At 64.1% G+C, this 14,291-nt stretch carries 13 protein-coding genes; 8 read left to right on the top strand and 5 right to left on the bottom strand.

What is annotated here, in order from left to right:
* Positions 1-76: 76 nt before the first annotated feature.
* A complete protein-coding gene (locus tag ABSY17_RS09180; RefSeq protein ID WP_378949575.1) occupies positions 77-298 on the top strand; it encodes a DUF6500 family protein in 222 nt (73 codons plus the stop codon).
* 10 nt (positions 299-308) lie between these two features.
* Here ABSY17_RS09180 and ABSY17_RS09175 read toward each other — a convergent pair whose 3' ends face one another.
* Positions 309-1,247: a diacylglycerol/lipid kinase family protein gene (locus ABSY17_RS09175; RefSeq protein ID WP_378949571.1), complete on the bottom strand. Its 939-nt coding sequence runs from the start codon at positions 1,245-1,247 to the stop codon at positions 309-311.
* A 245-nt stretch (positions 1,248-1,492) separates the two neighbouring features.
* Between ABSY17_RS09175 and ABSY17_RS09170 the strand changes: the two genes are divergently transcribed.
* Positions 1,493-1,912 (top strand): hypothetical protein, encoded by a 420-nt coding sequence (locus ABSY17_RS09170; protein ID WP_378949568.1) that lies wholly within the window; start codon positions 1,493-1,495, stop codon positions 1,910-1,912.
* Between the two features lie 128 nt (positions 1,913-2,040).
* On the opposite strand, the gene ABSY17_RS09165 is transcribed toward ABSY17_RS09170, so the two are convergent.
* Positions 2,041-2,283, bottom strand: a complete 243-nt coding sequence (locus ABSY17_RS09165; protein ID WP_378949565.1) for a DUF1344 domain-containing protein — start codon at positions 2,281-2,283, stop codon at positions 2,041-2,043.
* A gap of 474 nt (positions 2,284-2,757) precedes the next feature.
* On the opposite strand from ABSY17_RS09165, the gene ABSY17_RS09160 reads away from it, so the two are divergent.
* A complete protein-coding gene (locus ABSY17_RS09160; protein ID WP_378949563.1) occupies positions 2,758-3,015 on the top strand; it encodes a SemiSWEET transporter in 258 nt (85 codons plus the stop codon).
* A gap of 54 nt (positions 3,016-3,069) precedes the next feature.
* Here the strand turns inward: ABSY17_RS09160 and ABSY17_RS09155 are convergent, their stop codons facing one another.
* Entirely contained in the window at positions 3,070-4,206 is a 1,137-nt protein-coding gene (locus ABSY17_RS09155; RefSeq protein WP_378949560.1) for a CapA family protein, read from the bottom strand.
* A 139-nt stretch (positions 4,207-4,345) separates the two neighbouring features.
* On the opposite strand from ABSY17_RS09155, the gene ABSY17_RS09150 reads away from it, so the two are divergent.
* The 4 genes from ABSY17_RS09150 (at position 4,346) to ABSY17_RS09135 (ending at position 9,165) form a co-directional block, all read left to right on the top strand.
* Entirely contained in the window at positions 4,346-4,855 is a 510-nt protein-coding gene (locus ABSY17_RS09150; protein WP_378949557.1) for an SH3 domain-containing protein, read from the top strand.
* A 109-nt stretch (positions 4,856-4,964) separates the two neighbouring features.
* Complete coding sequence (gene uvrB, locus ABSY17_RS09145; protein ID WP_378949554.1) at positions 4,965-7,955, top strand: excinuclease ABC subunit UvrB; 2,991 nt, start codon at positions 4,965-4,967, stop codon at positions 7,953-7,955.
* 119 nt (positions 7,956-8,074) lie between these two features.
* Positions 8,075-8,548 (top strand): nuclear transport factor 2 family protein, encoded by a 474-nt coding sequence (locus ABSY17_RS09140; protein ID WP_378949551.1) that lies wholly within the window; start codon positions 8,075-8,077, stop codon positions 8,546-8,548.
* Between the two features lie 185 nt (positions 8,549-8,733).
* Positions 8,734-9,165, top strand: a complete 432-nt coding sequence (locus ABSY17_RS09135; protein ID WP_378949548.1) for a VOC family protein — start codon at positions 8,734-8,736, stop codon at positions 9,163-9,165.
* Positions 9,166-9,213: 48 nt separating this feature from the next.
* Here the strand turns inward: ABSY17_RS09135 and ABSY17_RS09130 are convergent, their stop codons facing one another.
* Complete coding sequence (locus ABSY17_RS09130; RefSeq protein WP_378949545.1) at positions 9,214-9,699, bottom strand: Lrp/AsnC family transcriptional regulator; 486 nt, start codon at positions 9,697-9,699, stop codon at positions 9,214-9,216.
* 99 nt (positions 9,700-9,798) lie between these two features.
* Here ABSY17_RS09130 and ABSY17_RS09125 point away from each other — a divergent pair, with 99 nt between their 5' ends.
* Entirely contained in the window at positions 9,799-11,010 is a 1,212-nt protein-coding gene (locus ABSY17_RS09125) for a diaminopropionate ammonia-lyase (protein ID WP_378949542.1), read from the top strand.
* Positions 11,011-11,016: 6 nt separating this feature from the next.
* On the opposite strand, the gene ABSY17_RS09120 is transcribed toward ABSY17_RS09125, so the two are convergent.
* Positions 11,017-14,160 carry an efflux RND transporter permease subunit gene (locus tag ABSY17_RS09120; protein WP_378949539.1) on the bottom strand — a complete coding sequence of 1,048 codons (3,144 nt, stop codon included), beginning with the start codon at positions 14,158-14,160 and terminating at the stop codon, positions 11,017-11,019.
* Positions 14,161-14,291 lie beyond the last annotated feature (131 nt).

Here is a 14,291-nt window from a genome sequence, read left to right as displayed (position 1 = left end):
GGATGGCAGCTCCGCCTCGTCGCGCAGATGCGTCGGAAGCCGGATGTATCCGTGGCGAATTGAATAGGAAAGTACCGTGCGGGCGAGCCTGAGAGCGAAAATACTGGACGTTTGCGCGCGCAAGATCGCCGCCAAGGGCCCTGATGTGGGCCTGTCGTTCTATGCGTTCTTCGCCAACAAGAACGACGACCCCGAGCTTCTGATGGAAGCCGCGGAATGGTGGATCCGAACCCACAAGCTCGACCATTTCGAGAAAGCGGCGAAGATCGAAGCGCTGGTCAGGGCAATGGATACCTAGCCCGACCGCGTCAGCACCTGATCTTCAGCGCCTTCGGCAGCATCTCGTAGGTTGCCGGAATATGCCCGGGCGATTCCCCGTCGATGTCGACAAGTGCTGCATTGGCCAGCGGATCACCCAGCGGCTCGACCACGACCTTGCGGCCGCGCAGAATGGTGATCGCCGGATGATTGCGGTGGCGTCCGCCATAAAGCAGCCTGAGATCGAAGATCAGCCTGAGCTTGCCCGCCGCGCGCAGGATGACGATGTCGAACAGCCCATCGTCGGGTACGGCGTCTGGCGCGATCATCATGCCGCCGCCGAAGAATCTTTCATTTGCCACCGCCACCAGCGCCACCCTGGCCTCGATCGGCTCACCGTCGTCGACGGTGATGCGTACGTCCTGGAAACGGTAGCGCAGGAATTCCCTCACCGTGCGCCAGAAGAACAGGGCCTTTGCCGACATGCGCCCCTTGCGCTTGTCGGCATTGACCGCCCGAACCGTCGCACCCGACATGCCAAGGCTCGCGATGTTGACGAAATGTCGGCTCGCCAGCCGGCCGTGATCCTCGATGAAGGAGATGCGACCGGCGTCGATGAGGCGGTCCCTCCCATCGGTGATCCGCGCCACCGCTGCCATCACTCCGGTCGGAATTCCCATGCCACGGGCGAAGTCGAGCCCCGTGCCACAGGGCAGAATGCACAGAACAGCGCCCTTGCCGGTCTCCACCTGCATCTGCAGCAACCCGTCGGCCACCTCACTGACCGTGCCGTCGCCGCCCGCGGCAACCACCATTTCGCAACCCAGGGCCACGAGATCGCGCGCCAGAACCGCGCCATCGCCTGCCTCTTCGGTTTCGCGGAATTCGACATTGCCGAAGCGCGTGACCAATGCCGCCGCCACCTCCGACCAATGCGTGTTGAGCCGGCCTCCGCCAGCCGCCGGATTCCTGACGACGCCGATTTTCACCAGGCAATACCCTCCACGGCAACCTACTGCCGCGTGCATTGTTCGCTGCGGCGGCGAATGCGCAAGGGAAAGCTTTTAAAGTTCACATGATGTGTGGAACGCGCTTCACAGGAGCCGGGCACCTGGACCCGCCACAGCAACCCTACCGCGAGCAAGCCGCGCCAAAATCATGCCATGATTGCGGCCAAATGGCGCCGCGATCGCAGCGGAGAGATCGTCACGGGAACAAACGAAGGATTCGGACCGTGATCAAGTCTGCCCTTGTCGCCATGACCATCGTCGGCTGCGACTGCGACGCCAAGCTCTGCGAATATATCGGCGAGACGCCGGCGCAATGGACATCGGTCGCCGATTGCGAGGCGGCAATGAAAAGCCGCATCTTGCGCGAGGGCAATCACGACTACCCGCTGGTCACCGGCATTTGCCGCACCAGCGAGTTCACCGAGCCGCAGCTTGCCTCGGTGTCGCCCGCCCCTGCCATGCAGCCTGATATCGCGCCTGCCGCATATTCCGGTGTCATCAAAGGCGGCCGCTCGATACTCTACCGGACCGCCAACGGCTATGCGCTGGTGCGTAACGGCCTCGGCCATGCAGCCGGCAGCACGCTTGCCGCCGCAAAGCGCTCGTCGGCCTGGTTCGCACAGAACCTGCCGGTCGGCTTCTGACATACCGAAATGAAAAAGGCCGGTCCCGAGGGACCGGCAGTTGGCTGCCTTGGAAGGGAGCCGTTTGAGTTCGAACGCGCCCGGCCGGGGAGAATGGCGAAATCCGGCCGGGCGCGTTCGACAGGCCTTTAGGAGGCCTTGTCGACGGCGGTCACCGCGCCAGTCGTGTCATCAACGGTCACCTTGACCTTGGCGCCTGCGGCCAGTCCTTCAATCGAAATGCTTTCGGGTACGACATAGGTCTTGCCGTCCTCGAGCGTGATCGACTTGGTCGCCGGATCAACCGCCTGGACCGTGCCTTCCACATCAGCGGCATAGGCCGTACCGATGAAAGCGAGCGAAGCGATGGTCGCAGCAAGGATCTTGTTCATGTCTGGTACTCCCGTACTTTCTTCGTCCTCGCGGTGCCCTACCCTCGTAGCGGGGCCCGCCGAACGAGTTGGAGATTGCCCGCCAGCCTGCCTCGACGCAAATCACGTTCCGTGAAATTATCGAACAGAATCATAAGCTTAATTCTGCCATATTCGAACGCAGCGCATCTGCTTCGGCCCCTGCGGGCTCAGACGAGATCAGCCGCCAGCCCATGCCATTGAAGGCATTGAAGGCGTCACGCCCCGGTCATCGCCCGGCCACCCGACTGCCAGAATTCGATTTCGGCGATCACGAAGCTCTGAAAAATGCCTTCACTGGCATTTTCTCCCGCAGATTCTGCGCGCGATAGCCTGCCCCTGCGTCGTTTGGCTCTGGCGTTCCTTTGGTCCAGTCCGCCGCGACCGCTTCACAGCGAGTGATGGTTCTGGCATAGCTCGCGCCGCACAATGCGTGCTGTTTCGAAAGCTCCTGCCTTGCACCCCCTGTTCGAAATCGTCGGCGCCGTGGCCGCCATCCTGACCACGCTTGCCTGGCTTCCGCAGATCCTGAAGATCCTGCGTGAACGCAAGACCAGCGACATCTCGCTCGGCACCAACGCCGCGCTCGCCACCGGCATTTCGCTGTGGATCGTCTACGGGATCGCACTCGGCTCGCTGCCGGTGATCCTGTCGAACTCGGTGACGCTGCTGTTCATCCTGATGATCGTCGGCCTGAAGCTCCGCTACGGCTGAGCGGGGGATTGGCCGACACCTCGCCAACACAACGACTTGGCGCGAAAAGCCGATTCAGTTCGTGAGACTGGATTGTCCGGCACCGTAGACTACTGCCCAACGCTCCCGCGCCTTGGCGCCCAGACGGCCAGCCACCTTGGCGAGCGGCACCAGATGCTCGCGATCGCCTTCGCGCAGGCGCATGAACGGCACCATGCGATAGCTGGCCACACGTCCGCGCGTCGAATGATCGGCGCTGACATCGACGACGAGCACCGCGCCGATGCGTCCCGGCCAAGGCTGGCGAACGAATGCGGTGCCAAGGAAATCGCCGAGCCCGTAGGCGACCAGCGTCTCGCCGATCCGCTCGACCGGTTGCACCACATGCGCGTGATGCCCGGCAACGAGCCCGACGCCAAGCCCGGCCAAGCGCCGCGCCCACACCCGCGTTTGCGGACGCGGAAAATGGCGGAACTCCCAGTCCCAGTGCGGCACGGCACAGACGAGATCGATGTCGGTCACGCCCTGCAAGCCGCCCCTGCTGGCGGCGAAAAAGTCTTCGACCATCGCCACCCGACCGGAAAAGTCGGCGGCACCGGCATTGCGCCATTGCGTGAATGCCACCAGCCCGATGGTCAGCGGTCCGACCGCCATTCGGGCGATAATGGTGTCGGTTCCAACAGTAGCGATGCCGAGGGCATCAAGCGTCGCGCGCGTCTCCTCATAACCTTCGACGCCCTGGTCGAGCACATGGTTGTTGGCGAGGGACAGCACCAGTCGGTCGCGCGCGATGCCTGTCGCTTCCAGCGCGGCTGACAGGAACTCGCGCGTCATCGCATGGTGCGTGCCGATCCTGGTCCCCAGCCGTGCGCTCGGTTGCCGCACGACGGGGCTCTCGCAATTGCCGACAATAAGGTCGGCGCTGGCCAGCAGCGCCGCCAGATCCGCATCGCAGATGGGCGCCCGGCGGTTGGCCTCGGCCGAGATGTCCCCGACGAAGGCCAGCCGCACGCCTTTGCCCACCACCGGCAGGAATTCGCCATGCGCCGGCATGAAACCTTTGGCGCCGCCAAGCGACGGCTTCAGGAACCGAACAGGCCAGGAAATCTTGTAGGAAAATGGATAGTTGGACACGCGCCGCCCGAAGTTTCGCTGCTGTAAGCATAACAGCAATTTGCGCCCGTATCCGGCGACGCGCGACCGCCCCGGCAAATTTTTGCAATGAACGGAGCCGTCGGAACGCGCCGCGTTACACAGGCGTAAAGCATAACGACATCGGCGCTCTGGCCGAGGCTGCAAAGGGCGTTAGTTTGGCGACGTTCGGAATACGATTCGGCCTGGAGAACTGCCCATGATCTTTCGAAGACTTGCCGCTGCCGCCTTGGTGGCGGCCGGAGCGATGCTGCTTCCGGCGCTTGCCATGGCCGCGGATGCCTTCACAACCGGCAATGTCAACGTCCGCGCTGGCCCGGGCGTAGGCTACCCCCGCGTCGGCACGCTGGCGGCCGGCACGGCCGTTAGCGTGCGCGGTTGCGACATGAACTGGTGCAACATCCGTCGCGGCGGAATTCACGGCTGGGTATCGGCCAACCTGCTGGCCGACGCGTCGTACCGCCCATCCTACCGTCCACCGGTAGTGATCGTGCCGCCGCCGATCGTCGTGCGGCCGCCGCATTGGAACAGGCCCCCGACGCATCGTCCGCCACACTGGAACCGTCCGCCGGACAACCGTCCTCCGCAATGGGACCGTCCACCGCATGGCAGGCCGCCGCATGATGGCCGCCCGCCACGGCCTTCGAGACCCGGCGGTCCGGCCGGTGCCAACTGCAGGATCGGCGGCGGGCTGCCCTGCCCCCGGTGACAACCTCCTGACAGCCTGCTGTCAGCAGCACGATCGCGCGAGGGCGCGGGTGCCGGCTTTCCGGCCCCGCGCCCTTTCCATTTGCACGGACTCTGCCCATATTCCCGCCATGGCCAAATCCCCTGAGAAAAAATCGCCCATTTCGGCGAGCAACGACCGCGCCGGACCGCGCAAGCGCGGTGGCAATGGCGTAACCGATTTTCTCGACGCGTCCGAACCGCTGCATCATCAGGGTTTCAACGAGGCGCCGCAGGCGGAACTGTCGGGCACGCCGCTTTCCGGCTCGATTTCCGACTGGGCCGAAGAGATTGCACGGGAAGCCGACAAGCCGCACCCCAAGGCAAAGAAGATCCCGGAAAAGAGCTCAGCCCCCACCCGCTCGGCGCGCGGCACCTCGATGGGCGGCGCTGCCTCGGCCAAGGAGCGCGCCGCCGCCGGCCTCAACCCGGTCGCCGGCCTCGACATCAGCCTGGAAGACGCAGCCTCGCTGTCCAATTCCGGCGTCACCGCCACCGTCGCAGCACTTTCAGCACTGATCGAAAGCGGCAACCCGCTGCACAAGGACGGCGAGATCTGGGTGCCGCACCGCCCTGCCCGGCCGGAGAAATCCGAGGGTGGCATCCAGATCGTCATGCAGTCGGAGTTCGAGCCGGCGGGCGACCAGCCCACCGCCATCAAGGACCTCGTCGAGGGCGTCAATTCGGCCGAGCGCACACAGGTTTTGCTCGGCGTCACCGGCTCGGGAAAAACCTTCACCATGGCCAAGGTGATCGAGCAGACGCAGCGCCCGGCGCTCATCCTCGCACCCAACAAGACGTTGGCCGCACAGCTCTATTCCGAGTTCAAGAAATTCTTCCCCGACAACGCCGTCGAGTATTTCGTCTCCTACTACGACTACTTCCAGCCCGAGGCCTACGTCCCGCGCACCGACACCTATATCGAGAAGGAATCGACCATCAACGAGCAGATCGACCGCATGCGCCACTCGGCGACGCGTTCGCTGCTCGAACGCGACGACGTCATCATCGTCGCCTCGGTGTCCTGCATCTACGGTATCGGCTCGGTCGAGACCTACACGGCGATGACCTTCCAGATGCAGGTCGGCGACCGACTCGACCAGCGCCAGCTGCTCGCCGACCTCGTCGCCCAGCAATACAAGCGCCAGGACATCAACTTCGTCCGCGGTTCGTTCCGCGTGCGCGGCGACACCATCGAGATATTCCCGGCCCACTTGGAAGACAGCGCCTGGCGGATTTCGCTGTTCGGCGACGAGATCGACTCGATCACCGAGTTCGATCCGCTCACCGGCCAGAAGACCGGCGACCTCAAGTCGGTCAAGATTTACGCCAATTCGCACTATGTGACGCCGCGCCCGACCTTGAATCAGGCCATCAAGTCGATCAAGGAAGAGCTGCAGCATCGTCTGCAAGAGCTTGAAAAGGCTGGCCGCCTACTCGAGGCGCAACGACTGGAACAGCGCACACGCTTCGACTTGGAGATGCTCGAGGCGACCGGCTCCTGCGCCGGCATCGAAAACTATTCGCGCTACCTCACCGGTCGGCGCCCCGGCGATCCGCCGCCGACTTTGTTCGAATACATCCCCGACAATGCGCTGGTGTTCATCGACGAAAGCCACGTCACCGTGCCGCAGATCGGCGGCATGTATCGCGGCGACTTCCGGCGCAAGGCGACGCTGGCCGAATACGGCTTCCGCCTGCCGTCCTGCATGGACAACCGGCCGCTGCGCTTCGAGGAGTGGGACGCCATGCGCCCGCTCTCGGTCGCCGTTTCGGCGACGCCCGGCAACTGGGAGATGGAGGAAGCCGGCGGCGTCTTCGCCGAGCAGGTCATCCGCCCGACCGGCCTGATCGATCCGCCCGTCGAGGTCCGACCCGCAAAAACCCAGGTCGATGACGTCGTCGGCGAGATCCGCGCCACCACCCAGGCCGGCTACCGGACGCTGGTAACGGTGCTGACCAAGCGCATGGCCGAGGACCTGACCGAATATCTGCACGAGAACGGCGTGCGCGTCCGCTACATGCACTCCGACATCGATACGCTGGAGCGTATCGAGATTCTCCGCGACCTCAGGCTCGGCGCGTTCGACGTGCTGGTCGGTATCAACCTTCTGCGCGAAGGCCTCGACATTCCCGAATGCGGTTTCGTCGCCATCCTCGACGCCGACAAGGAAGGTTTTTTGCGCTCGGAGACCTCGCTGATCCAGACCATCGGCCGCGCGGCGCGAAACGTCGACGGCAAGGTCATCCTCTATGCCGACCAGATCACCGGCTCGATGGAACGCGCCATGGCCGAGACCACGCGCCGCCGCGAAAAGCAGATGGCGTGGAACGAAGCCAACGGCATCACGCCCGAAAGCGTGAAGTCGCGCATCTCCGACATTCTCGAATCCGTCTACGAGAAGGACCACGTCCGCGCCGACATCTCACAGTTCACCGACGATGCGGGCGCGATGATCGGCAACAACCTCAAGGCCCATCTCGAGGCGCTGGACAAGCAGATGCGCAACGCCGCCGCCGATCTCGACTTCGAGAAGGCCGCCCGTATCCGCGATGAGATCAAGCGCCTGCGCGAGATGGAGCTGGCCATCTCCGACGACCCGCTGGCGCGCGAGGTCGAGGGACAGAGCCCGTCCTCTGGCCGCGAGAAGGGCAAGCACAACAAGGGCGTGGCCAAGCATCGCACTGCCGAAGAGCAGGAGCGCTTTCGCAAGCTCGACGAAGCACGCGCAGCGGAAGAGGCGGCCAAGGCCGCCCGGCCGAACCTGTTCCGCAAGCCCGACATCGACGACATGGGCCCCGGCACCGACATGGCGACGCCGGCCGGTGCGATCTCGCGCCCCCTGTTCAAGAAGCAGTCGGCGGCCGAAGCCCACGGTTCGGACTATGGCGTACCCGACGATGGAAGAAGCCTGTTCAGGAAGAACACCCTCGACGAGATGACGGTCGGGCGCACCGAAAAGCCGGTCGAGGGGATAAAGCCGATCAAGCGCGCCAAGATCGGCGCCGGCTCCTATGAAGACCCGGCCGAGGCCGCGCGCGCAAGGAAGAAGCCGGGCAAGTCGGGGCGTCCGGGGCAGTAGAGCATGTACGCCCAATAGATGAACCCAAGGGAGGCCAGCGACGAGACCGGCGGAGAAGCGTCGGCTTTTCGTTTGTTCTGAATGGGCGCATTCTGTCTCCGCAACAGGAGGACAGGGCCATGCAGTCTGAAGACATCGTGCGCACCTTCTACGCCGACTACCTCAAACGCGACATCGACGCCGCGGTCGCGCAGATCGCCGATAATGTGACTTTCGACTGGAAAGTAGGCGCCGATCACATCAAGGAATACACCGGCTCGGTTGTCGGCAAGCAGGCTTTCCGCGACCGACTGAAGGCGCTCGACGCCGAGTTCGACTATATCGATATCGATATCTTCGATTTCGTCGCCTCGGAGGATCGCGCCGCCGTACAGATCAAGCTGACAATGAGGCACCGGAAGTCGCAAAGAGAATTCGTAATCCCCATTGCCGACTTCTGGACGCTCCGCGACGGCAAGGTCGTCGAATTTGCGGAATACTACGACACCGCGCTCGCTCAATCGATTTTGGCCGGAGCACCCGCCGAAGCGGCACCGATGGTGCAGACCGGCGAACCAGCTGTCGAATATGACGAACTCCTGCGCCGAGATTGATTGAGGCCTCGGACAGCTATCCGTTTGACTGCAGAAAAACGTCGCCGACCCTGTCGATTTCGACCAGCTTCGTTCGTCTTCAAGGCGAGGCATCGGATCGGGCCAGGGCCGCGACGGATGTCTGACCATGGCCTCATCGCTGCAATCAGCAGCAGCCGGCTCCAACACCAAGAACGGAGAGTGAAATGTCGGAATCCACTGTACAGTCGATGGGCTACCCCGCGCCCCCGGTTCATGGCGGCCTGGTCGCCTATCTGCAGGTCGACGGCGCCTTGAAGGCGGCCGAGTTCTACAAGCGTGCCTTTGGCGCCGAGACCGCCTTTGCCGTCCCCCCGGACGAGCAGGGCCGAACCATGCACGTCCATCTCTACATCAACGGCAGTTCGATGATGTTGTGCGACGCCTATCCGGAGCACGGCCATCCGCACGAAAAGGCGCAGGGCTACACCATGCAGCTCATTCTCGGCGACGACATCGACGTTTGGTGGAAGCGTGCGGTGGACGCCGGCTGCGAAGTGGTGGTGCCACTCGACGTGATGTTCTGGGGTGACCGCTGGGGCCAGCTGCGCGACCCGTTCGGCGTCAGTTGGGCGATGAATGCGCCCGTCAGGAAGTAGCGAGCCGGCGAGCGGATCGGGGCCGTCCGCCGTGTCCAGCGGGCGGCCTCATCCGAGTGGCACTGCCATTCCGGTCTTGACCCGGTCCATCGCCACCAGCGTGCGGAACCGCCTGATATTGGGATTGGCGAAGAACAGCCGCCTGGTCAGCGCCTCGTATTCGGCCATGCTGGCAACCGTCACGATGAGGACGAAGTCGGCCTCGCCGGTGACGTAGTAGCACTGCTGCACCTCCGGCGCGGCGGCGAAGCTCGCCTTGGCGGCGTCGAGCAGTTCGATCTGCTCGCTCGCCACCTCGACCTCCACGACGATGGTGATCGGCCGCCCGACCTTTTCGGGATCGACCACCGCGACATTGGCGGCGATGACGCCGCTTTCCTCCATGCGCTTGATGCGCCGCTGCACCGCCGGCGCCGACAGGTTGACCGCCGCGCCGATCTCGCGCTGCGGCACCGCATTGTCTCGTTGGAGGATGCCAAGGATCTTCAAGTCGAACTCGTCGAGTTCATTCCCCTGCAGCGACAGCCTAACCATGCGTCCTCGCGAAACAAACTTGCATCTCTTCGACCGGAATAGAGCGCTTTTCTCGGAGCTTCTGCAATATCAATGCGTCGCAACAGGAGGACCGACGCAATGCTCATCCGCAACCAGCATCCCGACTACCGCAAGCCGCTCGATCCGGTCGACGCCGAGACCCTTGGCATCGACGCCGCCGAAGCGGTCGAGCGCTTCCTGTCGCACCGGCCGAACCATCGCCCGACACCGCTGCGCGCCCTGCCCGCGCTTGCCGCCGAGTTCGGTGTCGGCGCAATCCACCTCAAGGATGAAGGTTGTCGGCTCGGACTCGGCAGCTTCAAGGCGCTCGGCGGCGCCTATGCCGTCATCCGGCTGGTGCTTGAGGCGGCCGAGGATGTGCTTGGGCGAAAAGTCGACGTCACCGAACTGCATAGCCCCGACGTGAAAAAAATCTCCGCCGCCATGACCTTCGGCTGCGCGACCGACGGCAACCATGGCCGCTCGGTCGCCCAAGGGACGCAACTGGTCGGCGCGAAATCGGTGATCTTCGTCCATGGCGGCGTCAGCGATGCCCGCGTCGCGGCCATTTCCCGCTACGGCGCCGAAATCGTCCGCGTCGCCGGCACCTATGACGACTCCGTCGCGGAGGCCACTCGGGTCTGCGCCGAAAACGGCTGGACCGTCGTTTCCGACACGTCGTGGCCAGGCTACGAGCACATCCCGGGACTGGTCATGCAGGGCTATACGGCGATCATGCGCGAGGCGTTGGAAAAGCTGCCCGAGCCGCCGACCCATGTCTTCGTCCAGGCCGGCGTCGGCGGCATCGCCGCCGCCACCGCCGCCTATCTCGCCTGCCGCTATGGCGAGGCCCGCCCGACCCTGGTCGTCGTCGACCCGGCGCGCGCGGCCTGCATCTTCGAGACGGCGCGGGCCGGCAAGCCGGTGAAGCTGCAGCATGGCGAGCCGACTGTCATGGCGATGCTCGAATGCTTCGAGCCCTCGCTGCTCGCCTGGCGCATCCTGTCACGGACGGCCGACGCCTTCATGACGGTGGAGGACGAACACGCGGTCGAGGTGATGAACCGCCTCGCCCGCCCGCTCGGCCATGATCCGGTGGTGGTATCAGGTGAAAGCGGCGGTGCGGGCATGGCCGGCCTGTTCCGCGCCGCCCGCGATCCCGAGATGCGCGCGGCGATTGGGCTGGGCGCCAATTCGCGCGTGCTTCTGATCGTCACCGAGGGCGCCACCGACCCCGACCGCTACCGTCAGCTCGTCGGCATCACGCCCGCAGACCTCGCCGGCAATGCCGTCTCGATCGGCGGGAAGTAAGGCCCCTTACTCTGCCGCCAGCGCCGGGCGGTGGGCGATCTCGGTTACATTGGCCCGATCCTCGCCTTCCGGCTCGACGCTCCTGTTCTTCGGCTCCTTGCCGAAGAACAGCGCATAACCGGCCGGCAGCACCAGGATGGTGAGCACGGTCGCCACCAGGATGCCACCCATCATGGCGTAGGCGAGCGGCCCCCAGAAGATGCCGCGCGAGATCGGGATCAGCGCCAGAACCGCCGTCAGCGCGGTCAGCGTGATCGGCCGGAACCGCCGCACCGCAGCGCCAATGATCGCCTCCGACCGCTCCATGCCGGCGGCGATGTCCTGGTCAATCTGATCGACCAGGATGATCGAGTTGCGGATGATGATGCCGAGCAACGCAATCACGCCGAGGATGGCGACGAAGCCGAATGGCGCGCCTGATATCAGCAGCGCCGCCGCCGCGCCGATGATGCCGAGCGGTCCGGTCGCCAGCACCAGCATCGCCTTGCCGAAGTGCTGCAGCTGCACCATCAGCAGAAGCACGATGACAAGCAGCATGACCGGTGCCTTGGCGGCGATCGACGCCTGGCTTTCGGCAGCATCCTCCGCCCCGCCCTGGATCTCGACCTTGTAGCCGGGAGCGAGACCGTCGCGCAGCGGCTTGAGCTCATCAAACAGCTTCATCGTCACGTCGTTGGGCTGGATGTGGTCAGGCAAGGTCGCCCGCACCGTGATCGTCGGCAGCCGGTCGCGACGCCATTCGATGCCCTGCTCCATCACCGGCACCACCTTGGCGACCTGCGACAGCGGCACGAAGCCGCCGAAGTCGGTCGGCACATAGACCGAATTGACCGAAGACAGCAGGTGTCGGCTGGCCTCCGGTTCGCGGGCGACGATCGACACCGTCTCCTCGCCGTCGCGGAAATTATCCAGCGGAGCACCTGTCATCGTTGCCTGCAGCATCTGGCGGATGCGCTGCGAGGAAACGCCGAGCGCACGCGCCCGATCCTGGTCGACCACCAGCTTCATGCCAGCCACCGGCTCCAGCCAGTCGTCGTGGATGGCGCTAAGTTCAGGGTTCTCGGCGAACTTGGCCTCCACCTCGTCGGCGATGCGGCGCACTTCGGCCCTGTCAGGCCCCATCACGCGCATCTGCACCGGCCAGCCGGTGGGTGGTCCGAGGAACAGGCGATCGACCTTGGCGCGGATCGAGGGAAAATCCTCGGCAAGAATGTTGCGCAGCTTGGCGATCAGCCTTTCGCGCGCCGGCTCGTCATTGGCCATGACAAGCAGTTGGGCGTAGTTGGGGTTGCGCAGCTGCTGGTCGAGCGGCAGGAAGAAGCGCGGCGCGCCCTCACCGATATAGGTGGCGATGAAGCGCTTGTCGGCATCGTCCTTCATACGCGCTTCGAGCGCCTCGGCCTGCCTTTCGACCTCCTTGATGCTGGTGCCCTCGGGCAACCAAAGGTCGACCAGGATTTCCGGCCGCGACGACTGCGGGAAGAAGTTCTTCGGAATGAACTGGAAGGCATAAAGACTGGCGAAGAACGCCACCAGAGTCATGGCGAGCACCATGATCCGATGCCGCACGGCCCACCCGACCGTCGAGCGCAGGCGCCGGTAGAAGCGCGTGTCGAACACGTCGTGGTGGCTGCCGGCGTGCTTTCGCTGCTTGAGGAGCATGTTACCCAGCCATGGCGTGAAATAGACCGCCACGAACCATGACGTCACCAGGGCGATGCCGACGACGAAGAACAGCGAGCGCACATATTCGCCCGCCGTCGAGGCGGCGAAGCCGACGGGAATGAAGCCCGCGGTGGTGATCAGCGTGCCGGTCAGCATCGGGAACGCGGTCGAGGAATAGGCGAAGGATGCCGCATCGACCTTGACCAGCCCTTCCTCGAGCTTCCGCTCCATCATCTCGACGACAATCATCGCATCGTCGACCAGCAGGCCGAGCGCGATGATCAACGCGCCGAGCGAAATGCGCTGCAGGTCGATGCCGAATTGGTACATGATGGCGAAGGTGGCTGCGAGCACCAGCGGGATGGTAATGGCAATCACCATGCCCGAGCGCCAGCCGATCGACAGGAACGACACTACCAGCACGATCAGCAGCGCCTCGACCAGCGCCCGCATGAATTCGCCGACGGCTTCGGTGACGACTTCCGGCTGGTTGGCGATCTGGTCCACGGAAACGCCATAGGGCAGCGATTGCTCGTAACGCTCGTAGGTCGCCTCCACCGCCTGGCCGACATCGGTGACCTTGAAGCCCTTGGCCATCACCACGCCGACCTGCACGCTGTCGTGGCCGTTGTAGCGGAACTTGCGCTGGAAAGGGTCTTCGAGACCTGATGTCACGGTGGCGATGTCGCCAAGCCGGGTCACCTGGCTGCCGGCGCGCAGGCGCAGCTCACGGATGTCTTCGACCTTGCTCACGTCGCCTTCGACCGAGATGCGCACCGAATGGGTGCCAGTATCGACGGTCCCCGCCGGATCGACATTGTTCTGGCCGGCAATGGCGTTGCGCAGGTCATTGAGGGTGAGCCCGCGCCCAGCGAGCACGTTCGAGGACACGTCGATATAGATGCGCTGCGGCTGGTCGCCGAGGATGACTGCCTTTTCGACGCCCGGCGTCGTCAGCAGCATGTCGCGCGCCTTGACCGCGAATGCCTTCAGCTCGGGGTAGCTATAGCCTTCGCCGCTGATCGAATGCAGCGTGATGAAGGTGTCACCGAACTCGTCGTTGAAAAACGGCCCGATCAAGCCCTGCGGCAGCTCGTTTGCGATGTCGCCGACCTTCTTGCGCACCTGGTAGAAGGCTTCCTTGACGTCGGCCGCATTGGTGTCGCCCTTCACCTGCACGGTGATGATGGCACTACCCGCGCGGGTGTAGGACTTCACCCAGTCGAGATGCGGCGTTTCCTGCAGCTTGCGCTCGATCTTGTTGACCACCTGGTCCTGCATCTCCTCGATCGAGGCGCCGGGCCAGATCGCCTGCACCACCATGACGCGGAAGGTGAAGTCCGGGTCCTCGCTCTGGCCCATGCGCATCAGGCCGAACACCCCGGCGATGATGATGAGCCCGAACAGGAAACGCGCAATGCTCGGATGCCCGATCGCCCAGCGCGATAGATTGAAGGGCTTCTTGTCCTGGCTGGAATTGTCCATGGCCGTGGTTCCACTTTGGTGCATGACCCCGAAAATCAGTTCCGATTTTCGGAAAGGATCATGCACGGATTCAAACTGTTACAGCGTCCCTTGCGCGTCCCTATGGACGCGCGGCGCTGTAAACGCAGGCC

Source organism: Mesorhizobium sp. ANAO-SY3R2 (genome assembly GCF_042466635.1).
GTDB lineage: Bacteria > Pseudomonadota > Alphaproteobacteria > Rhizobiales > Rhizobiaceae > Aminobacter.
This window is presented reverse-complemented; position numbering and strand designations above follow the sequence as displayed.